Here is a 21,223-nt window from a genome sequence, read left to right as displayed (position 1 = left end):
CCCGTCACGGCGTACGATGACATGCCGTACACGAGGGGTGGGGCCGTGGACCGAGCAGATGTCGGCGCGCTGGTCCAGTCCGCCGTCGACGGTGACGCTGCGGCCTGGAAGGCGCTCGTGGAAGGGCTGAGCCCACTGGTGTGGTCCGTCGTGCGCGCGCACCGGCTGTCCGACGCCGACGCACACGAGGTGTACCAGACGGTGTGGTTCCGCTTCGCCCAGCATCTCGGCCGGATCCGTGAACCGCAGAAGGCCGGCTCGTGGCTGGCGAGCACCGCACGGCACGAGTGCCTGAAGGTGCTCAAGAGCTTAAGGCGACTGACGCCCACGGACGATCCGCAGCTGCTCGACCGGGTCAGCGAGGACCGCACCCCGGAGCAGTCTCTGCTCGACTCCGAGGAGGCGGCCGTGCAGAGCGAGCGGATCCGTCATCTGTGGCAGGAGTTCGAGGAACTCGGCGACCGCTGCCGGCAGTTGCTGCGCATCCTGATGGCCTCACCGCCGCCCAGCTACCAGGAGGTCTCCTCCGCTCTGGGCATCGCCGTGGGCAGCATCGGACCCCTGCGCCAGCGCTGTCTGCGCCGGCTGCGGGCACGCATGGAAGCAAGGGGGGCGGTGTGAACACCGTGCACGACGACTTCGACGAAGAGGCCCACGACGGCGAGGAGTTCGACGTCGATCTGCTGGAGGAGGAGCTCCGCAGGGCCGCCTCGATCCTCGATCCGGTACCGGCCCAGCTGCGGGAGATGGCCGTGGCGGCCTACGCGTTGCACGACATGGACGCCCGCATCGCCGAGCTGACCTTCGACTCGGTGGTGGACGCCATCCCCGTGCGGGGAGCCGTCGACGCACCGCGGATGCTGACCTTCCGCGCGGGTGAGGTCACCGTCGACGTCGAGGTGACCGGACAGGAACTGCTGGGACAGGTGCTCCCGCCCCAGCAGGCCCTGATCGAGGTGCTCACCGGTCCGCAGGGGGCCGCACCCCTGGTCACCGACGACATGGGTCGCTTCACCGGCGACGCGCCGCCCGTCGGCCCCTTCGCGCTGCGGCTGCGGGCGGGCGGGGACGTCGTGGTCACGGAGTGGCTGCGGGTCTGAGCCCTCTGCGAGGGTCGGCCTACCAGGTCACGGGGAGCGTCCGGGGTCCGCGGATCATCGTCCTGCGGCGCCAGACGACCTGGTCGGCCGGGATCGCGAGGCGCAGACCGGGCAGCCGGTCGAGCAGGGTGTCGACCAGCAGCTCGATCTGCAGCCGGGCGAGGACGGCGCCGGTGCAGTAGTGCACGCCGTTGCCGAAGGACAGGTGCGGGTTGGGGTCGCGGTCGGCGTCGATCCGGTCGGGGGACGGGAAGACGTCGGGGTCGCGGTTGGCGGCGAGGTAGGAGACGTAGACCGCCTCGCCCGCCCCGATCCGCACCCCGTGCAGGTCGACGTCCTCCAGGGCGATCCGGGCCAGGCCGACCGAGGAGCGGTGCGGGATGTAGCGGAGCAGTTCGTCGAGGACGGGTCCGCGCTCCGCGGGCCGTTCCCGCATCCGCTCCAGCAACTCGGGGCGCGTGAGCAGCAGATACAGCATCTGACCGCAGTTGTGGGTGACGGCCTCGCCGCCGATCTGCAACGGCGCGGCCAGCCCGACCGCCTCCGCCTCGCTGATCTCGCCCCGCCGCACGGCCGCGCCGATCAGCGAGTACACGTCGTCACCCGCACTGTGGGCGCGGGTCCGGACGGTGTCCGCGATCCAGCCGAACATGCCCTTCTTGGCCTCCGCGGAGGCCTCGGCCCCGCCCTTGGTGGAGACGATCTGCGCCGCCCAGGCGTGCATCCGCTCCCGGTCGGCGGCGGGCACCCCCATGACCTCGCAGATCACGGCGACCGGGAAGGGCTCCAGCACCCGCTCGACGAGATCGGCGGGCGGCCCGTCCCGTAGGACACCTTCGACCAGCGGATCCAGGATCTCCTGCGCGCGAGGGCGCAGCCGCTTCATCGCGCTCACGGTGAACGCGCCGGCCACCGTCCTGCGCAGCCGGTTGTGATCGGGCTGGTCGGCCCACGCGGGGGAGCCCGGCTGGGGGCTGAAGTGCGGGGCGATCCGGGTGACCTGACGGGTCATCCCCGCGGTGCGGCTGAAGCGCGGATCGTTGGTGATCGCCCTGACGTCCTGGTAGCGGGTGGCCAGCCATGCCCAGCCCTCGCCGAACGGCAGCCGGATGCGGGTCAGTGGCCCTTCCCGCATGAGGTCGGCAAGGATCGGATCGAACTCGGTGCCGTCGAGGTCGAGGGTGGGCCAGTCCCGTACGTCGGGCAGGTCCTGGCCGGTCAGCGTGCTGGTCTCCTCGGTCATGCCCCCAGCCTCACCGGCCCTGTGGTGCGCTGTCGCGCGGGAGTGCTCCAGCCGGAGGTCAGCGGGTGACGGCGTCGACGAGAGCGGCGAGGGCCGACGCCAGAGTCCGGAGCCCGGGGCCGGCGGGCCCGCCGGGTTCGCTCATGTACGTGTCCCGCCGGATCTCCACCATCAGCGCGGACACCCGGGGATCCCGGCCGTAGAACTCCAACGGCACATACGTCCCGCTGAACGGACTGTCCAGCCCGATCCCCCCACAGCCCGCGAACGCCTCCCGAGCGGCTTCGACCAGCTCGGGAGGGGTGTGGAAGGAGTCGGTCCCGAGACAGACGGGCGGCCTCGGCCCCTCGCCGTGCAACTCGTAGGGGAGCGGTGCGCTGGGGTAGGAATGCACGTCGACGATCACGGCCCGACCCGCGGCGGCGAGCCGCTGGGTCACGGCATCGGTCATGGCCTGCGCGTACGGCCGGAAGTACCGCGCGATCAACGGCTCGGGGTCGAAGCCCTCGGGCCGCAGCGGCGTGCGTCGGGTCGTCCGGGTGTACACGGCGCCCATCCCGACGGCGAGCATCTCCTCCCGCTCGTCCGGGAAGCGCTCGGGGTCGACGACCAGCCGGGAGAGCCGGTTCACGAACCGCCACGGAGCCACTCGCGACGCCCCGGCCGCCTGAGCGGCGAGTTCCGCGGTGTGCGCGTCGACGATGTGGTCCAGCTCCCGCTCCAGCGCGGCGTCCTCCAGCACGATCCCCGCACGCACCTCGGCGGGCGTCTCCCGCGCCGAGTGCGGCACGTGCAGGATCACGGGGGATCCCTGGGCGCCGGGCACCAGCTCGAAAGACGGTTCGGCAGAGGTCATGCGGCGGCTCCGGGGGCGTTGTCAGTGGTGTGGTGCACGATCACAGCATGAACATCAGCAACTCGCAGGTGACCGCGCACCCCTTCCTCAAGGCGCTCTACGAGGACGACTACTACCCCGACCACGCGCTGGACCGGGGCAGGGAGATCCTGTTGCGCCTGTGCGAGCGGATCGAGGCGGAGCGGCCCGCCGATCTGGCCGCGCTGTATGTGCTGACGCAGGCGGCCACCGAGGAGTTCAACGGCCTTGAGGGCGAGGACTTCGACATCGAGACCGTCGCGCGTGAGGCGATAGCCGAGGAGTTCTGGTTCGTGGCGCAGGCCTACGGTTTCACGGACGTGGATGTCGAGGAGCTGATCGCCACCCGGGACTGGTGAGGTGCGCGGAGGCCTCAGGGCCGCACCATCGGCACCGTGCGGGACAGACCGCGCGGGGTCGACGCGGTCGTGCACTGGACTCTTACGTCGAGCAGGGAGTGCCGGAAGTCGTGGGTGGGGACCGTGTCGACGAGGAGGCGGTAGGTGATCGTCGTTCCCGAGCCGAGGCGTCCGGGGCCTATGCGCAGCTCGGCGCCGCGTATCCGGGCCGGGGGTGCCTGGGCGTCACCGGGCCGGGACTCGGTGCTCAGCAGCTCGGCGTAGGGGACGCCCAGCCGCACGCGGAACGGCTCGCTGCGGTCGAAGGCGCTGCTCGCTATGTCCCGCCGCCCCGAGTTGGTGAGCACCACCGTGACCACGTGCGGGTCGGTCAGGGGGGTGCCGTTGTGGCTGATCTCCAGGCTGCCGTCGACGGGGCCGCGGACCAGCGGGTCGTGGCTGACCGTGCAGGTGAGCCGACGTCGGGGGTATGCCGTGCGGAACACGGCCCAGATCCCGCACCATCCCAGGACCACGGTGGCGGCGACCCCGGCCGCGGCCCAGAAGGTCTCCGCCGCGTAGAAGGGATCGGACGCGACGGGTTGGGTGGATAGGACGTCGTACACGGTCAGCCCCCCTGGCCGGTCTCTCAGCGTTGGTGCGGGCGGCCTTCGGTGGCCGTTTCGAGAAACGCGCGCCACCCGCGTGGCGAGAAGGCGAGGGCCGGCCGGTCCGTGTCCTTGGAGTCCCGGACCGCCACCACCTCCTCGACGAAGGTGATCTCGACGCATGCCCCGTTGCCCGTGCTGTAGCTGCTCCTGTGCCACACGGCGTTCTCGAGACCGACCCGCGGCGGGCGCCGGCCGTTCTGCTTGTTCATGAGTTCTGTATCTCCCTTGTGAGCTGTTCCAGCAGGGCGAGCGCCTCCTGCGGATCCGGAGCCGCCGCCCGCAGCAGGTCGAACGTCTGGATGAAGGTGCGGACGTCGCGCTCCTTCTCCAGATAGACGTTGCCGGCCATGGAGTTGACGTAGACGACTGTAGGCGTGTGGGGCTCGAACTCCAGCAGGGAGAAGGCGCCGGACAGGGCGGCGTGCGCGCCCTTCGCGAGCGGCATGATCTGGAGGGTGACGTTCGGCATGGCCGCCGCCTCCGCGAGGTACTTCAGTTGTGCCGTCATCACGTCCTTGCCCCCCACCGGTCGGCGCAACGCGCTCTCCTCCAGCACCACCCACAGTTCCAGGGGGTCGGGCTGCCGGGTGAGCAGGGCCTGGCGTTCCTTGCGGAACCGCACCAACTGGTCCGTCTCGTGCGGCTGGTTGTACGGCAGCGGGGCGATCACCGCACGGGCGTAGTCCTCGGTCTGGAGCAGGCCGTGCACCACCATCGACTCGTACGACCTCAGGACGCGGGCGTCGGCCTCCAGACCCGCATAGGTGGCCATGCCCGAGGGGAGCACATCCCCGTAGTGCGCCCACCAGCCCTGCTGCTGGGCGTCCTTGTGGATCTGCATCACGGTCTCGATGCGCAGCGGATCGGCGACGCCGTACCACTCGAGCAGGTCGCGCACGTCCCGAGCCTTGATGGGGGCCTGTCCCGTCTCCACCCGGCTGATCTTCGACATGGAGCACTCGAGATGGGTGGCGACGTCCTCGATCCGCCTGCCGGCCTGCTCGCGCAGACGCCGCAGCTCCGCGCCGAGCTGACGCCGCCGTACCGTGGGTCCCCCGGCCGTGGCCATTGCTTCACCCCTCGCAATCGATGCTGTGGAGTATTGCTCGAAGCAAGTGTGCCTCGCCTTCAAGGTGCTTGTACCCGCGGGGAGTTGGGCTGAGACATTTGGCTCACGCAATTGCGTCACGGAAGTCTCTTTGTCGTACGGCGAGGCCCGGCTGGACACACGGCCGCCCTCCGGACACGGCTCCGCCCCGGCCGGGAGAACCCGACCGGGGCGGAACCGCACGGACTGCTTGCGTCAGCTAAGCGACGCCAGCGCGTCGTTCCACGTCGTGGACGGGCGCATGATCTTCGCGGCCTTGGCCGGGTCGGGCTGGTAGTAGCCGCCGATGTCGGCCGGCTTGCCCTGGACGGCGTTCAGCTCGGCGACGATCGTCTGCTCGTTCGCGGCGAGGGTCTCGGCGAGCGCCGCGAAGGCCTTCGCCAGGTCCGCGTCCTCGGTCTGCGCGGCCAGCTCCTGAGCCCAGTACAGGGACAGGAAGAAGTGGCTGCCGCGGTTGTCGATGCCGCCGACACGACGGGTCGGGGACTTGTCCTCGTTGAGGAAGGTCGCCGTGGCGCGGTCGAGGGTGTCGGCGAGGACCTTGGCCTTCGGGTTGTCGGTGGCCGCCGCGTACTGCTCCAGGGACGGGACCAGCGCGAAGAACTCACCGAGGGAGTCCCAGCGCAGGTAGTTCTCCTTGACCAGCTGCTGGACGTGCTTGGGCGCGGAGCCGCCGGCGCCCGTCTCGAAGAGGCCGCCGCCCGCCATCAGCGGGACGACCGACAGCATCTTGGCGCTGGTGCCCAGCTCCAGGATGGGGAAGAGGTCGGTGAGGTAGTCGCGCAGCACGTTGCCGGTGACCGAGATGGTGTCCTCGCCGCGGCGGATGCGCTCCACCGAGAGCTTCGTCGCGTCGACCGGGGCGAGGATCCGGATGTCCAGGCCCTCGGTGTCGTGCTCCGGCAGGTACGCGTTGACCTTGGCGATCAGGTTGGCGTCGTGCGCGCGGGTCTCGTCCAGCCAGAAGACGGCCGGGTTGCCGGTGGCGCGGGCGCGGGTGACGGCGAGCTTCACCCAGTCCTTGATCGGGGCGTCCTTGGTCTGGCAGGCACGGAAGATGTCGCCCTCGGCGACCGGCTGCTCGATGAGGACGTTGCCGGCCTGGTCGACCAGGCGGACCGTACCGGCAGCCTTGATCTCGAAGGTCTTGTCGTGGGAGCCGTACTCCTCGGCCTTCTGCGCCATGAGGCCGACGTTCGGGACCGAGCCCATCGTCGACGGGTCGTAGGCGCCGTTGGCGCGGCAGTCGTCGACGACGACCTGGTAGACACCGGCGTAGGAGGAGTCCGGCAGCACCGCGAGGGTGTCGGCCTCCTGGCCGTCCGGGCCCCACATGTGGCCGGAGGTGCGGATCATGGCCGGCATCGAGGCGTCGACGATGACGTCGGACGGCACGTGCAGGTTGGTGATGCCCTTGTCGGAGTCGACCATGGCCAGGGCCGGGCCCTCGGCGAGCTCGGCGTCGAAGGACGCCTTGATCGCGGCACCCTCCGGCAGGGACTCCAGGCCCTTGTGGATGCCGCCCAGACCGTCGTTCGGGGTCAGGCCGGCCGCGGCGAGCGCGGCGCCGTACTGCGCGAAGGTCTTCGGGAAGAACGCGCGGACCACGTGACCGAAGATGATCGGGTCGGAGACCTTCATCATCGTGGCCTTCAGGTGCACGGAGAACAGCACGCCCTGGGCCTTGGCCTCGGCGATCTGCGCGGTGAGGAACTCCCGCAGCGCGGCCACGTGCAGCACGGACGCGTCGACGACCTCGCCCGCGAGGACCGGTACCGACTCACGCAGGACCGTGGTGGCGCCGTCCTCGGCGACCAGCTCGATCTTCAGTGCGCCGGCCTCGGAGATCACGACGGACTTCTCGGTGGAGCGGAAGTCGTTCTGCCCCATGGTGGCGACGTTGGTCTTCGAGTCCGACGACCAGGCGCCCATGCGGTGCGGGTGGGTCTTGGCGTAGTTCTTGACCGACGCGGGGGCGCGACGGTCGGAGTTTCCCTCACGCAGGACCGGGTTCACGGCGGAACCCTTGATCTTGTCGTAGCGGGCCTGGATGTCCCGCTCCTCGTCGGTCTTCGGGTCGTCGGGGTAGGCCGGCAGCGCGTAGCCCTGCGCCTGCAGCTCGGCGACCGCGGCCTTGAGCTGCGGGATGGACGCCGAGATGTTCGGCAGCTTGATGATGTTCGCCTCGGGCGTCTTCGCCAGTTCGCCCAGCTCGTGCAGGGCGTCCGGGATGCGCTGGTCCTCGGTCAGGTACTCCGGGAACACCGAGATGATGCGCCCGGCCAGCGAGATGTCCCGCGTCTCCACGGCGACACCCGCCTGCGAGGCGTACGCCTGGACCACCGGCAGGAAGGAATACGTCGCCAGGGCCGGGGCCTCGTCAGTGTGCGTATAGATGATGGTCGAGTCAGTCACCGGGTGCTCCGCTCCACGTCTGCAACATTGCTCGACATCAAGATATCTCCTGAACGTCCGAGGCTCGACAGGGGTCCGGGCACGCTGTCCGAGAAGCGGCGCATCCGCAGCGCCGTTCGAAGCGTCTGATCTTGCGGTCATGCATGTTGATCACACGTCTTCCGACGGCCGGACCCGACCAGCCGGCCGCCCGAACGAAAGCGGACCATGAGATATCGCACCAGAGTGACGGCCCCTGCCGCTCTGCTCGGCACCGCGGCGGTACTGAGCGTGGCATCCCCGGCACTCGCGGCCCCCGAGACCGGCACCCCGGGCCCGGAGACCCTCGGCGACGCCGTCTTCCCGAGCCTCGGCAACGACGGCTACCGTGTCTCGGCGTACCACCTCGACCTCGCGTACGACGCCACGACCAAGCTCGTCGACGCGACGGCGACCCTGTCGATCACCCCCACCCAGGACCTGAGCCGCCTCTCGCTCGACGCCCTCGGCCTGGACATACGCACCGTGACCGTGGCCGGTGCCGCGGCCGCCTTCGAGCAGGCGGGCGAGAAGCTGCGGATCACCCCCGCCGAGCCGCCGGCCACGGACATTCCGGTGGACGTCACCGTGGCCTACTCCGCGGACCCGCGCCGCACCCTCGCGCACACCGCCTGGGTCCCCACCCCGGACGGCTTCGCGGTCTGTCCCCAGCCGGACTCGGCGCACACCGTCTTCCCCTGCAACGACCACCCGGCGGACAAGGCGGACTTCACCTTCCGCATCACCGTCCCGGCGGGCCTGCGCGGCGTCGCGAGCGGCGGCCTGGTGGGCACCGAGGAGCTCGGGGACGGCCGCAGCGCGTACACGTACCGCTCCCGCGAGCCGATGGCCACCGAGCTCGTGCAGATCACGGTCGGCGACTACGTGATCAAGGACCGGCCCGGACCGAACGGGCTGCCGCTCCGGGACGTCGTCCCCACCGCCCGGGCCGCCGCCCTGGAGCCCGCGCTCTCGCTCACCCCGAACCTGGTGAGCTGGATCGAGCAGCGGCTCGGGGCGTACCCGTTCGAGACGTACGGCCTCCTGCCGTGCAACAACGACGCCTCGGACGCCTTCGACTTCACGGGTCTGGAGACCCAGACCCTCACGCTGTACAAGCCGAACTACCTGCTCCAGGCCGAGTCGAAGATCGGCTCGCACATGATGCACGAGCTGGTCCACTCCTACTTCGGCAACAGCGTCAGCCCCGCCACCTGGTCCGACCTGTGGCTCAACGAGGGCCACGCCGACTTCTACGGGCTGCTGTACCGCTACGAGCGGGGCTGGACCGACTCCCTCGGGCTGGTCACCATGGAAGCCCGGATGAAGGACACGTACGCGCGCGGCGACCAGTGGCGCAAGAGCTCGGGCCCGGTCGCGTCGCCCAACGCGGCCAACCTCTTCGACAGTCAGCGCTACCTGGGCGGCGTCCTCGTCCTGTACGCGCTGCGCCAACTGGTCGGCGAGACCGTCTTCACCTGCGTCGAGCGGACCTTCCTGGAGCGCTTCCGCAACTCCTCCGCGACGACGGACGACTACATCGCCGTCGCCTCGGAGGTCTCCGGCACCGACCGGTCAGGGTTCCTGCGGGACTGGCTCTACGGCACGAAGACCCCGCGGATGCCCGGCCACCCCGACTGGACCGTGACGCCGGTGAGTTCGGCCCTGCGCCAACCGCAGGCCAGGCCGAGCAGCGGCTATCACGACAACTCGGCCACTCTGTAAGGCGATCGGCACCGAGCAGCTCAGTCGAGGCGGGCGGAGGTCACTTCGCCCGCCTCCTCGGCACCCCGCTGCTGCGGGATCACCACGGCGCCCTGCTGAAGAGCCACCGTGCGCGTCGGCGCCGGGATGCGGATGCCCTCCGCGCGATAGCGCTTGTGCAGGCGCTTGATGAACTCGTGCTTGATGCGGAACTGGTCGCTGAACTCGCCGACGCCCAGGATGACCGTGAGGCCGATCCGGGAGTCGCCGAAGGTGTGGAAGCGGACCAGCGGCTCGTGGTCGGGGACCGCGCCGGTGATCTCGGTCATCACCTCGGCGACGACCTCGATGGTCACCCGCTCGACGTGGTCCAGGTCGCTGTCGTAGCCGACGCCGACCTGGACCAGGATCGTCAACTGCTGCTCGGGGCGCATGAAGTTGGTCATGTTCGACTTCGCGAGCTCCCCGTTGGGGATGACGACGAGGTTGTTGGAGAGCGCCCGAACCGTCGTCTGACGCCAGTTGATGTCCTCGACATAGCCCTCCTCGCCGCTGCTCAGCCGGATGTAGTCACCGGGCTGGACGGTCTTGGAGGCGAGGATGTGGATGCCCGCGAAGAGGTTGGCGAGGGTGTCCTGCAGGGCGAGCGCGACCGCCAGACCACCGACGCCGAGGGCGGTGAGCATCGGCGCTATGGAGACGCCCAGGGTCTGGAGCACCACCAGGAAGCCGATCGCGAGGACCAGCACGCGGGTGATGTTGACGAAGATCGTGGCCGAGCCGGCGACGCCGGGGCGGGACTGGGTGACCGTCCGCATCAGGCTGGCGACCAGCCGGGCCGCCGCCACCGTGACCACGAAGATCAGCAGGACGGTCAGGACCTGGTTGGTGGTGCGCTGGGTCGTCCTCGTCAGCGGCAGCGCCGCCGCGGCGACGGCGATGCCGCCCGCGATCGCCGCCGCGGGCACCACCGTCCGCAGCGCGGCCACGATGACGTCGTCGCCGCTCCATTTCGTGCGGTCGGCGTGCTTGCCCAGCCACTTGAGCAGGATCCGCAGCAGGAACGCGGCAACCAGGCCCGCGACCACGGCGATTCCGGGGACGACCAGGTCGTCCATGGTGAGATCCCGTTGAAATGCTGTCACGTTGCCACCTGTTCGAAAGTGCTGGATGAGCGACCGCGCGGGCCGTGAAGGCGCCACGACGGGCGCGACCGCTCATCCTGCCGTATCCGGCACAGGAGTTCGTAGACGGCCTGGGGGCGGATGCCCCTGCTCAGACGATTCCCTCGGCCAGTTCCGCCTGGTCACGGTCGGAGCCGTACGCCGCAGTGGTCGGCGTCCCGTACGAACGGCGGGCGGCGTACCACCACACGGTGGCGAGGACGAGTACGACGGCGAGGGCGACGGACGCGTAGTTCATCGTGTCGACCGTCACCGGCGAGGACTGCGGCAGACAGAAGAGCACCGTGACGAACGCCACCCACACCACCGCGATCCATCCGACGGGTTTGCTCCACCGGCCCAGGCTCCAGGGGCCCGGCTGGAACCGGTCGCCCGCGCGCAGCCGCAGCAGTACGGGGATGGCGTAGGCGGGGGTGATGCCGATGACGTTGATGGCGGTGACCGCGCCGTACGCCGTCGCCGAGTACAGGGACGGCAGGGCGAGGAGGCCGGCCACCGAGACCGACAGCCACACGGCCGCGACCGGGGTCTGGGTGCGGCTGCTGACCTTGCGCCACAGGGCCGAGCCCGGCAGCGCCCCGTCCCGGCTGAACGCGAACACCATCCGGCTGGCGGCGGCGACTTCGGCGTTGCCGCAGAACAACTGGGCGACGATCACCACGACGAGGAGCGCGCTCGCGCCGTCCGTGCCGAGGCCGTCCAGCAGGATCTGCGCGGGCGGCACCCCGGTGTCGGTGGCCCGGGTGGCGTCGTAGTCCTGGATGGCGAAGGTGAGACCGGCGAGGAGGACGAAGCCCGCTATCCAGGAGACCCAGATGGAGCGGACGATGCCCTTCGCGGCCGACACGGAGGCGTTGGAGGTCTCCTCGGACAGATGGGCGGAGGCGTCGTAGCCGGAGAAGGTGTACTGGGCCAGGAGCAGGCCGATCGCCGCCACGTACAAGGGACTCGACCAGCCGGTGTCGTTGACGAACTCGGTGAAGACGAAGGACGGCGACTGATGGTGGTCCGGGACGATCGCCAGCGCGCCGACGATGAGGGCGACGCCCGCCAGGTGCCACCACACGCTGATGGAGTTGAGCACGCTGACCAGGCGCACGCCGAAGAGGTTCAGTACGGCGTGCAGCAGCAGGATCACGACGAAGATGAGCATCGTCTTCTCCGGCGTCGGCTCGAAGCCCCACTGGAGATTGGCGAACGCGCCCGCGAAGAGTGCCGCGCCATAGTCGATGCCGGCGATCGCACCCAGCAGACCGAGCAGATTCAGCCAACCCGTGTACCAGCCCCAGCGGCGGCCGCCGAGCCGGTCCGCCATGTAGTAGAGCGCGCCGGATGTCGGATACGCGCTGGTGACCTCGGCGAGCGCGAGGCCCACGCACAGGACGAACAGACCGACCCCGGCCCAGCCCCACAGCATCACCGCGGGACCGCCGGCGCCGAGCCCGAAGCCGTACAGGGTCATGCAGCCGGACAGGATCGAGATCACCGAGAAGCTGATCGCGAAGTTGCCGAAGCCGCCCATGCGGCGGGCGAGGACCGGCCGGTAGCCGAGCTCGCGCAGGCGCTGCTCCTCGTCGCGCGGTGGGCGGCCGTCGGTGGTGCGGGACATACGTACCTCCGTGACTGGTCGTGGATCACGCGGGGCGGCAGCGCGCCCGGGCCTGGAGGAAGATCTCCACGGCCTGGGCGACGTCGCCCTGATCGGGGGTGCGGTACGCCCAGGGCAGGGGCGTCCAGTAGGGGCCGAGCGCCTCGAACACCCGCGTCGCGTCGGTGAACTGGAGGGCGCCCCACAGGGCGTGGGCGACATGGTTCAGGTCCAGCAGGGAGCGCTCGGCGGTGAAGGTCTGCTCGAACCAGGCGTACAGCGCGCGCTGGGCCTCGCGGGTGGCGTCCTCGGCGACCCAGTGCAGGTCGAGTGCGGCGTCGCGGCCGCCGGAGCGGCGGTAGCGCTCGACCCGGACGTAGAGCGGCAGGACGTGCAGCGCGGAGCCGGGGGGAGCGGTGTCGGTGGCCCAGTGCGCGTAGCCGGCGGCCTCCGCGAGCCGCCCCGAGGTGCCGTGCTCGTAGAGGAACTGGAGCATCCGGTGGTGGGCCTCGCGGTTGTACGGGTCGCGCTTGTCGGCCTCGGCGAGCAGCCCCCACGGGCCCGGCGGCAGCATCGGACCGGGCGGTGCCACCCGGTGCTCGGCCCACTGCCGCTCCCGGTCGAGCCGGGCCAGCGCCAGCAGACACACCCAGGGGACGGGGTCCGGCGGGGCGACCCGGGTCGCGGTGTGGCTCGCCCGCCAGGCCTCGTGCCACAGGTCGAGGGTGTGCGCGTGGCCCTCGCGGTGCGCCCGCAGCGCCCGTTCCACGGCGACCCTGGCGTGCATCACCGTGGCCGGGACGCTGTGCGGTTCCTCCTCGAGCCAGGCGCGCACCACGTCGGTGCCGGCGGCCGCGGTGGCGAGGACCTGGGTGCGCTGGGTCCACTGCCACCAGGCCGTGGTCTCCGTGAGGATCCGGCGCATCGACATCCAGCGCCCCGTGCGTAACTCCTGGAGGGTGGCGCGCAACGCGGTGTCGTGGCCTGCGGGATCGTAGGCGGGGCGTGCTCCTTCTCTGGCCATCAACCTCCCGCCCCGGGCAGCGGGCGGATTCTGACGGCAGGGTGGAGTAACAACAGCCCTCCTCTGGGCGGCAGTTGAGGAGCTCACGTCGGTCGCGGCGGTCACTATAGAGGTGGGGGTTCCGCATCTCCTCCGGTTTCCCGATCTTTTCGAACTCCTTTGCGGGGCCGGATGGTTGACTCACAGTCAGCCTCGCTTGACGCGATGTGTCGGACGACGGCAGGCTGTCGCACGGTGATCGCCGAGGAATGATCCGAAGACACGCCCCGGGGAGGGCTCGATGACAGGTCCGGTGCTCGCTGTCGATCAGGGCACATCCGGCACCAAGGCCCTCGTCGTCTGCCCCGAACGCGGTGTCATCGGCACCGGCTTCGCCGAGGTGCGGCCGCGCCATCTGCCCGGCGGCCTGGTCGAGGTCGACCCCGAGGAGCTGTACGCCTCGGTCGTCGACGCCGGCCGCCGCGCGCTGGCCGAGGCGCGCGAACCCGTCGTGGCGCTGGGCCTCGCCAACCAGGGCGAGACCGTGCTCGCCTGGGATCCCGACACCGGCCGTCCGCTCACCGAGGCGCTCGTCTGGCAGGACCGCCGTGCCGAGTCGGTGTGCGAGGAACTCACCCCGTACGCCGACGAGTTGCGTGAACTGACCGGCCTGCCCCTCGACCCGTACTTCGCCGCGCCCAAGATGGCCTGGATACGCTGCCACCGCACCCGTGAGGGCGTCGTCACCACCACCGACGCCTGGCTCGTCCACCGTCTCACCGGCGCCTACGTCACCGACGCCGCGACCGCAGGGCGCACCCAGCTCCTCGACCTCGACCGCGCCCGCTGGTCACCGCGCGCCCTCGACCTGTACGGACTCGCCGACGAACGGCTCCCCAAGGTCGTCGACAACGCCCAACAGATCGCCGTGACCAAGGAGTTCGGGGCCGAGATCCCGCTCACCGGCCTCGCCGTCGACCAGCAGGCCGCCCTGCTCGCCCAGCGCATCACCGCACCCGGCGGCGCCAAGTGCACCTACGGCACCGGGGCCTTCCTCCTCGCGCACACCGGGGACACCCCGAGACACGGCACCTCCGGGCTGGTCAGCTGTGTCGCCTGGCGGCTCGGCGGACGGGCGAGCTACTGCCTCGACGGCCAGGTGTACACGGCCGCGTCCGCCGTGCGCTGGCTCACCGACCTCGGTGTCATCAAGGGCGCCGCCGACCTCGACGCCGTGGGCGCCACGGTGCCCGACAGCGCCGGCGTCACCTTCGTCCCCGCACTGGCCGGACTCGCCGCCCCCTGGTGGCGCGGCGACCTGCGTGGATCGCTCACCGGGCTCGGCCTCGACACGGGTCCCGGACACATCGTGCGCGCTCTGTGCGAGGGCATCGCCGCCCAGGTCGCCGAGCTCGCCGACGCGGCCGGCACCGACCTCGGCGCGCCCTTCACCGCCCTGCGTGTCGACGGGGGCCTCACCCGCTCCGCCCTGCTCATGCAGACCCAGGCCGACCTGCTGCAACGCCCCGTCGAGGTGTCCGCCCTGCCCGACGCCACCGCGCTCGGCGTCGGCGCCCTGGCCCGGCTGGGCGCAGAGCCCGACCTGACGGTCGCCGAAGCGCTGCCCGACCGGAAGCCGGCCGCCGTCTACGAGCCGCGCATCACCGGCGACGAGGCCGCCGAGCGCCGCGCCGGCTTCCGCACCGAGGTCGCCGCACTGCTCGACCGGACACCCGTATGACGGTCACCACGGCCGGACCGCTGCCTGCCACGACGTACGACGTGGCGATCGTCGGCGCCGGAGTGGTCGGCTGTGCCATCGCCCGCGAGCTCGCCCGCTACCCGCAGTTGCGCGTCGCGCTCGTGGAGGCACAGAACGACGTGGGCCAGGGCAGCTCGAAGGCCAACACGGCGATCCTGCACACCGGCTTCGACGCGGTCCCCGGCTCGCTGGAGGCGCGGCTCGTCCGCGAGGGCTCCCGCCAACTGGCGGCATTCGCAGCCGAGTCGGGCATCGCCGTCGAGCCGGTCGGCGCCCTTCTCGTCGCCTGGGACGAGGAACAGCTCGCCGCGCTGCCCCGCCTCGCGGAGAAGGCCGAGCGCAACGACTACAAGGAGTCCCGGCTGCTCGGCGCGGCCGAAGTGTACGAGCGCGAGCCGCACCTGGGCCCCGGTGCGCTGGGGGCTCTGGAGGTCCCCGGCGAGAGCATCATCGACCCCTGGACGACGACCCTGGCCTACGCCACGCAGGCCGTCCGGCACGGGGTGCACCTGCACCTCGACTGCCGGGTGGAACAAGTGGAACAAGGCGTCCAGGTCACGACGCGGGGCGCCCTCCACGCCCGTTGGGTGATCAACGCGGCCGGTCTCGACGCCGACACCCTCGACCGGCGGCTCGGCCACCACGACTTCACCGTCGCCCCGCGCCGCGGCCAGCTCATCGTCTTCGACAAGTTCGCCCGGAGCCTGGTCCGGCACATCCTCCTGCCCGTCCCGACGGCCCTCGGCAAGGGCGTCCTGGTGGCACCCACCGTGTACGGCAACGTCCTCCTCGGCCCCACCGCCGAGGACCTCGACGACAAGCGGGCCACGCAGTCCTCCGCCGAAGGCCTGTCCCAGTTGCGCGAGAAGGGCCGCCGCATCCTGCCCGCACTGCTCGACGAGGAGGTCACCGCCGTCTACGCCGGACTGCGCGCCGCCACCGAGCACGACGACTACCGCATCCACGTCCACCCGGAACAGTCCTACGTGACGGTGGGCGGCATCCGCTCGACCGGGCTGACCGCCTCGCTCGCCATCGCGGGACATGTCGTCGGACAACTCGCCGAGAACGGGCTCGACGTGGGCCCCATGCGCGACCTGGCCCCCGTGCACATGCCCAACCTCGGCGAAGCCTTCCCCCGCCCCTACCGGCGTCCCGAACTCATCGCCGCCGACCCGGAGTACGGCACCCTCGTCTGCCACTGCGAACGCGTCTCCCGCGGCGAGATCCGCGACGCCCTGGCCGGTACGGTCCCGCCGGGCAGCCTCGACGGGCTGCGCCGCCGCACCCGGGCCCGGTCGGGGCGCTGCCAGGGGTTCTACTGCGGGGCGGCCGTGCGGGAGCTGTTCGAGGAGGCCCGGACGTGACGCGTCAGGTCGACGTCCTCGTGGTCGGCGCCGGTCCCGCGGGCCTCGCCGCAGCAGCCCGCCTGGCCGTCGGCGGTGCCGGCAAGGTCGAGGTGCTGGACCGGGAGCAGCGGGCCGGGGGAGTGCCACGGCACTGCGCGCACGGTGGCTACGGCACCTGGCTGCGTCCGCTGACCGGTCCCGCGTACGCGCGGCTGCTCGCGGACGCCGCGATGCGGACCGGGGCGGTCGTACGGACCGGAGTGAGCGTGCTCGACTGGGCGGGCCCGCCCCACGGCCCGCTCGCGCTCGCCACCGTCGGCCGGGACGGCCCCGAGACCGTCGAGGCGCGGGCCGTGATCCTGGCCACCGGCGCCCGCGAACGCCCGCGCGCCGCACGCCTGGTGCCGGGGACCCGGCCGGCCGGCGTCTACACCACCGGTGAACTTCAGCAGGCCGTGCACCTGTACGGGCAGCGGATCGGGACGCGGGCGGTGATCGTCGGCGCGGAAGGCGTCTCGTACTCGGCAGTCGACACCGTACGGGCCGCCGGAGCCGACGTCGTCGCCATGGTCACGGAGTCGGACCGGGCGCGGACCACCCGACTCCGGGCCCAGGACGCCCGCCTTCGCCGACGCGTCCCCCTGCTCACCGGGACCGCAGTCGTCGAACTCCTCGGCCACGGACGGCTGTCCGGCGTCCGCGTCCGGCACCGGGACGGCCGTACGGCTGTCCTGGCGTGCGACACCGTCGTGTTCACCGGCGACTTCGTGCCCGAGGACGAGCTGGCGCGCAGAGGAGGGCTGACCCTGGCCTCCGTGACCTCGCGGCCCGGAGTCTTCGCCGCCGGCGGTCTGCTGCACCCGGGGGAGAGCGCGGCCGAGGCCGCCCGTGCCGGTGCGCGGGTGGCCGTCACCGTTCAGGGGTTCTTGAACGACCCGTGCCGCCCCGCCCCGGAGGCGAACCTGGCGGCGCCCTCCAGACTCTCCGCCAACACACCCATGCCGTAGCCGAGTTCACCGCGCAGGGCCGCCGTCTCGTCCGACCCCTCCTGGTCCAGCACCGACGCCCGGTCAGCGCGCAGACAGGCCTGCGGGAACTCCGCAACGGCGGCGGCCAGTTCCTCGGCCGCGGCACGGGAGGTCCCGGTGGGGACGACGCGGTTGGCGAGGCCCATCTCGTACGCCTCCGGAGCGGCCACCGGCCGGCCCGTCAGGATCATGTCCAGTGCGCGGCTCGTGCCGATCAGCCGGGGGAGCCGTACCGTACCGCCGTCGATCAGAGGGACGCCCCAGCGTCGGCAGAACACCCCGAACACCGCGTCCTCCTCGGCGACCCGCAGATCGCACCAGAGCGCCAGCTCCAGCCCACCGGCCACGGCGTGCCCGGCGACCGCCGCGATCACCGGCTTGGACAGCCGCATCCGGGTCGGCCCCATCGGGCCGTCGCCCTCCTCGGTGACCTGGTTGCCGCGTCCGGTGCCGAGCGCCTTGAGGTCGGCACCCGCACAGAACGTGCCGCCCTCGCCCCACAGCACCGCCACCCGCGCCTCGGCATCGGACTCGAACTCCCGGAATGCGGCGGCGAGTGCGGCGGCCGTCGGGCCGTCGACCGCGTTGCGTGCATCGGGGCGGGACAGGACGACGGTGGTGACGGGGCCGTTGCGTTCGCTCCGGACGGCGGGCATCGCGGGCTCCTTCGGGTCGGGCGGCCTTCAGTCAGATGACCTTCATTCGTACCAGGGCCCCGAGCGTCAACGCCCCAGGAACCAGCGGAAGCCACACGGTGATGATCCGGTACGCCAGCACCACGGCCGTCGCGATGGCCGCCGGACCGCCCGCCGCCACCAGCGCCACGACCAGCGCCGCCTCCACCGAGCCGATCCCGCCGGGCGTCGGCACCAGCGCGACGGCGACCGTCGCCGCGAGATACGCCACCGCGATGTGCAGCGGCGCCACCGGCAGCGCCAACGCCTGCCCCACCGCGGCCAGTCCGGCCGCCTGCAGCGCGGGGAAGGCGAGCGAACCGCCCCACAGGGCACATGCCCGGGCGGGCCGGGTGTGCACCTCGCGTGCCTCGCAGAGCGCCGTGCGCAGGAACGAGGTCACGGTCGTACGCACCCGCCGTACGAACACGAGCACGCCCGCCGCCACGAGCAGCACCAGACCCAGGGCGGGCAGCAGCGCGCCGAGCGCGCCCTCGGGAAGGAGGGCGCCCAGGCTCAGCGCGTCGGGGAAGGCGATCAGCAGCGCGGCCAGCAGGGTCAGCCGGCCGATCGACTCCGCCAGCAGATACAGGGCGAGGGCGGCCGAGGAACGGGCCAGGGGTAGCCCGCACACCGTCATGAACCGGAGGTTGACCGCGCTCGCGCCCAGGCCGGTGGGAAGCAGGTGATTGGCCGCGCCGGCCGCGAACTGGGTGGCCAGCAGCCGCCGTTTGGGCAGCCCCTCCACGACCGCGCCCTGACGGGTGCAGGCGGCGGCGACCCAGGTCAGACAGGTCGCGCAGACCGCGACCAGCAGCCAGGGCCACTCGGCCGACTCCAGATGGCCGAAGCCCTCGGACAGGACCGAGCGGTGCTGCACGGCGACGACCGCGACGAGCAGAAGCGGAAGCAGGCACAGGATCTGACGGATCCTGCGGGCGGGGACGCGACGGGGGCTCACGTCCTCAGAGGTTCTCCGTGCCGTGCCAACTGCGGGTTGCGGAAGGGCGGCCGGGGGATTGCGTACGGTCATCGGATCCTTCGAGCGGGGAGAGGTCCTGGGGATGGACATCCTGGGGACGGACGTCCAGGGGGTGTTGACCTCAACAACGCTTGAGGTCGTACGTTCGCTCCCATGAGCATGGAAACCACAGCCTGGACACAGCTGCAGAGCGTGATGCACGCCGAGCAGGAGACGCGGCCCTTCGCCCGCGCGACGCTGCGCCGCATCGGCGCGTTCGCCCGACCGCACCGCACCCGCATCGCGCAGTTCGTGGCGCTGGGGGTGGCGACCGCGCTGCTCGCCGTCGCGACCCCGGTGCTCGCCGGACACGTCGTGGACGCGATCGTGACGGGCGACGACGAGGGCACCGTCGTACGACTCGCCCTGCTCATCGCGCTCATCGCGGTCGCCGAGGCGGCGCTGGGCATCCTCGGCCGACGGCTGTCGTCGACGCTCGGAGAGGGGCTCATCCTCGATCTGCGGACGGCTGTCTTCGATCATGTGCAGCGCATGCCGGTCGCGTTCTTCACACGGACACGTACGGGAGCGCTGGTCTCCCGACTCAACAACGACGTCATCGGTGCGCAGAGAGCGTTCAGCAACACACTCTCCGGAGTCGTCAGCAACCTGGTCACCCTGCTGCTCACCCTCGCCGTCATGCTCACCCTGTCCTGGCAGATCACCCTGCTCGCGCTGGTCCTGCTGCCGGTCTTCGTGATCCCGGCCCGCCGGATGGGGCGCCGGATGGCCCGTATGCAGCGGGAGGCGGCCGCGCTGAACGCGGCGATGGGCACCCGTATGACCGAGCGCTTCTCGGCGCCCGGCGCCACGCTGATCAAGCTGTTCGGCCGCCCCGAGCAGGAGTCCGAGGAGTTCGCGGCCCGCGCCCGCAGGGTCGCCGACATCGGTGTCCGCACGGCCACCGCGCAGTCGGTGTTCATCACCGCCCTCACCCTGGTCTCCGCCCTGGCGCTGGCCCTCGTCTACGGCCTCGGCGGCTGGTTCGCCCTGCGCGGCACCCTGGAGCCGGGCGCCGTCGTCTCCCTCGCCCTGCTGCTGACCCGGCTGTACGCCCCGCTCACCTCCCTGGCCGGAGCCCGCGTCGAGGTGATGAGCGCCCTGGTCAGCTTCGAGCGGGTCTTCGAGGTGCTCGACCTGAAGCCGCTGATCGAGGAGAAGCCGGACGCTCTCGACGCCCCCGAGGGGCCGGTCGCGGTCGAGTTCGACGACGTCCGCTTCGGCTACCCGTCCGCCGACAAGGTCTCCCTGGCCTCCCTGGAGGAGGTCGCCTCCCTGGACACCCGCGGCGGCGACGAGGTCCTCAAGGGCATCTCCTTCCGTGCCGAACCGGGCCAGACGATCGCACTCGTCGGTTCCTCCGGCGCGGGTAAGTCGACGATCGCCGGACTGCTCCCGCGGCTGTACGACGTCGATGAGGGCGCCGTGCGGATCGGTGGCACCGATGTCCGCGACCTGACCGCGGGCTCGCTGCGCGCCACCCTCGGCATGGTCACCCAGGACGGCCACCTCTTCCACGACACGGTCCGCGCCAACCTGCTGCTGGCCCGCCCGGAGGCCACCGAGGACGAACTCCGCGACGCCCTGCGCCGCTCCCGTCTGGAGGCTCTCGTGGACTCCCTCCCCGACGGCCTCGACACAGTGGTCGGCGAGCGCGGCTACCGCCTCTCCGGCGGCGAGCGCCAGCGCATGACCATCGCCCGGCTGCTGCTGGCCCGCCAGCGCGTCGTCATCCTCGACGAGGCCACCGCCCACCTGGACAACACCTCGGAGGCGGCGGTCCAGGAGGCGCTGACCGAGGCTCTGGAAGGACGGACCGCGATCGTCATCGCCCACCGGCTGTCCACGGTCCGGGCGGCCGACCAGATCCTGGTGGTCGAGGGCGGGCGGATCGTCGAACGGGGCACGCACGAGGAGCTGTTGGCGGCCGGCCGACGGTACGCCGAGCTGTACCGGACGCAGTTCGAGGAGCGGCCGGGCGACGTCACGGAGATCGAGACGGCCGCATAGATCAGTCGCACGCGGCACGTCAACCCCGCAGATTCACACAAAGACCGACAACATCATTGCCTCGCTCGGGCCCGGCGACCTAGTGTGCGTTCGGTTTCCCAACAGCACCGAACAGGATCTGACGCTCACTCAA

At 71.4% G+C, this 21,223-nt stretch carries 18 protein-coding genes and 1 pseudogene; 8 read left to right on the top strand and 11 right to left on the bottom strand.

The genetic code is table 11. The features are described 5' to 3' along the window. Positions 1 to 45: 45 nt before the first annotated feature. Together ACWD3I_RS20015 and ACWD3I_RS20010 are read left to right on the top strand one after the other, a co-directional pair. Entirely contained in the window at positions 46 to 621 is a 576-nt protein-coding gene (locus ACWD3I_RS20015) for an RNA polymerase sigma factor (protein WP_046257452.1), read from the top strand. Further along, positions 618 to 1,100 carry a hypothetical protein gene (locus ACWD3I_RS20010; protein ID WP_451084126.1) on the top strand — a complete coding sequence of 161 codons (483 nt, stop codon included), beginning with the start codon at positions 618 to 620 and terminating at the stop codon, positions 1,098 to 1,100. The genes ACWD3I_RS20015 and ACWD3I_RS20010 overlap by 4 nt, the downstream gene beginning before the upstream one ends. Positions 1,101 to 1,119: 19 nt before the next feature. Here the strand turns inward: ACWD3I_RS20010 and ACWD3I_RS20005 are convergent, their stop codons facing one another. Together ACWD3I_RS20005 and ACWD3I_RS20000 are read right to left on the bottom strand one after the other, a co-directional pair. After that, the gene (locus ACWD3I_RS20005; protein WP_365405083.1) at positions 1,120 to 2,343 is read right to left on the bottom strand and encodes a cytochrome P450; all 1,224 of its coding nucleotides are present in this window, start codon (positions 2,341 to 2,343) and stop codon (positions 1,120 to 1,122) included. 58 nt (positions 2,344 to 2,401) lie between these two features. Further along, entirely contained in the window at positions 2,402 to 3,199 is a 798-nt protein-coding gene (locus ACWD3I_RS20000) for an N-formylglutamate amidohydrolase (RefSeq protein WP_365405081.1), read from the bottom strand. Between the two features lie 47 nt (positions 3,200 to 3,246). Here ACWD3I_RS20000 and ACWD3I_RS19995 point away from each other — a divergent pair, with 47 nt between their 5' ends. Beyond that, positions 3,247 to 3,576: a DUF5713 family protein gene (locus tag ACWD3I_RS19995; protein WP_365405078.1), complete on the top strand. Its 330-nt coding sequence runs from the start codon at positions 3,247 to 3,249 to the stop codon at positions 3,574 to 3,576. A 14-nt stretch (positions 3,577 to 3,590) separates the two neighbouring features. Here ACWD3I_RS19995 and ACWD3I_RS19990 read toward each other — a convergent pair whose 3' ends face one another. The 4 genes from ACWD3I_RS19990 to ACWD3I_RS19975 form a co-directional block, all read right to left on the bottom strand. Then, positions 3,591 to 4,181, bottom strand: a complete 591-nt coding sequence (locus ACWD3I_RS19990) for a hypothetical protein (protein ID WP_365405076.1) — start codon at positions 4,179 to 4,181, stop codon at positions 3,591 to 3,593. A gap of 23 nt (positions 4,182 to 4,204) precedes the next feature. Then, the gene (locus ACWD3I_RS19985) at positions 4,205 to 4,435 is read right to left on the bottom strand and encodes a DUF397 domain-containing protein (RefSeq protein ID WP_365405073.1); all 231 of its coding nucleotides are present in this window, start codon (positions 4,433 to 4,435) and stop codon (positions 4,205 to 4,207) included. Further along, positions 4,432 to 5,295: a helix-turn-helix domain-containing protein gene (locus ACWD3I_RS19980; protein WP_365405070.1), complete on the bottom strand. Its 864-nt coding sequence runs from the start codon at positions 5,293 to 5,295 to the stop codon at positions 4,432 to 4,434. The genes ACWD3I_RS19985 and ACWD3I_RS19980 overlap by 4 nt, the downstream gene beginning before the upstream one ends. Positions 5,296 to 5,529: 234 nt before the next feature. Then, positions 5,530 to 7,749: an NADP-dependent isocitrate dehydrogenase gene (locus ACWD3I_RS19975; protein WP_451084125.1), complete on the bottom strand. Its 2,220-nt coding sequence runs from the start codon at positions 7,747 to 7,749 to the stop codon at positions 5,530 to 5,532. Positions 7,750 to 7,956: 207 nt separating this feature from the next. On the opposite strand from ACWD3I_RS19975, the gene ACWD3I_RS19970 reads away from it, so the two are divergent. Then, positions 7,957 to 9,492: a M1 family metallopeptidase gene (locus ACWD3I_RS19970; protein ID WP_365400833.1), complete on the top strand. Its 1,536-nt coding sequence runs from the start codon at positions 7,957 to 7,959 to the stop codon at positions 9,490 to 9,492. A gap of 20 nt (positions 9,493 to 9,512) precedes the next feature. Here the strand turns inward: ACWD3I_RS19970 and ACWD3I_RS19965 are convergent, their stop codons facing one another. The 3 genes from ACWD3I_RS19965 to ACWD3I_RS19955 form a co-directional block, all read right to left on the bottom strand. Continuing rightward, entirely contained in the window at positions 9,513 to 10,589 is a 1,077-nt protein-coding gene (locus tag ACWD3I_RS19965) for a mechanosensitive ion channel family protein (protein ID WP_365400850.1), read from the bottom strand. Positions 10,590 to 10,746: 157 nt separating this feature from the next. Then, entirely contained in the window at positions 10,747 to 12,264 is a 1,518-nt protein-coding gene (locus ACWD3I_RS19960; protein WP_365400830.1) for an amino acid permease, read from the bottom strand. Positions 12,265 to 12,289: 25 nt separating this feature from the next. Beyond that, positions 12,290 to 13,267, bottom strand: a complete 978-nt coding sequence (locus ACWD3I_RS19955) for a hypothetical protein (RefSeq protein WP_365400827.1) — start codon at positions 13,265 to 13,267, stop codon at positions 12,290 to 12,292. Positions 13,268 to 13,547: 280 nt separating this feature from the next. On the opposite strand from ACWD3I_RS19955, the gene ACWD3I_RS19950 reads away from it, so the two are divergent. The 3 genes and pseudogenes from ACWD3I_RS19950 to ACWD3I_RS19940 form a co-directional block, all read left to right on the top strand. Next, positions 13,548 to 14,987, top strand: coding sequence for an FGGY family carbohydrate kinase (locus tag ACWD3I_RS19950; protein ID WP_365400824.1), 1,440 nt, complete (start codon positions 13,548 to 13,550; stop codon positions 14,985 to 14,987). Next, on the top strand, positions 14,984 to 16,375 hold the full coding sequence (locus ACWD3I_RS19945; protein ID WP_365400821.1) for an FAD-dependent oxidoreductase: 1,392 nt from the start codon (positions 14,984 to 14,986) through the stop codon (positions 16,373 to 16,375). The genes ACWD3I_RS19950 and ACWD3I_RS19945 overlap by 4 nt, the downstream gene beginning before the upstream one ends. Next, positions 16,372 to 17,361: pseudogene (locus ACWD3I_RS19940) on the top strand (NAD(P)/FAD-dependent oxidoreductase); the annotation flags it as partial. The gene ACWD3I_RS19945 and the pseudogene ACWD3I_RS19940, both read left to right, overlap by 4 nt. Here the strand turns inward: ACWD3I_RS19940 and ACWD3I_RS19935 are convergent. Both ACWD3I_RS19935 and ACWD3I_RS19930 read right to left on the bottom strand, forming a co-directional pair. Next, a complete protein-coding gene (locus tag ACWD3I_RS19935; RefSeq protein ID WP_365400815.1) occupies positions 17,274 to 18,041 on the bottom strand; it encodes a crotonase/enoyl-CoA hydratase family protein in 768 nt (255 codons plus the stop codon). The pseudogene ACWD3I_RS19940 and the gene ACWD3I_RS19935 sit on opposite strands and share 88 nt — an antisense overlap. 31 nt (positions 18,042 to 18,072) lie before the next feature. Further along, on the bottom strand, positions 18,073 to 18,990 hold the full coding sequence (locus ACWD3I_RS19930) for a lysylphosphatidylglycerol synthase transmembrane domain-containing protein (protein ID WP_365400847.1): 918 nt from the start codon (positions 18,988 to 18,990) through the stop codon (positions 18,073 to 18,075). A 210-nt stretch (positions 18,991 to 19,200) separates the two neighbouring features. On the opposite strand from ACWD3I_RS19930, the gene ACWD3I_RS19925 reads away from it, so the two are divergent. Then, entirely contained in the window at positions 19,201 to 21,090 is a 1,890-nt protein-coding gene (locus ACWD3I_RS19925) for an ABC transporter ATP-binding protein (RefSeq protein WP_365400844.1), read from the top strand. Positions 21,091 to 21,223: the final 133 nt, after the last annotated feature.

It is taken from the genome of Streptomyces sp. NPDC002817, assembly GCF_053592055.1.
This window is presented reverse-complemented; position numbering and strand designations above follow the sequence as displayed.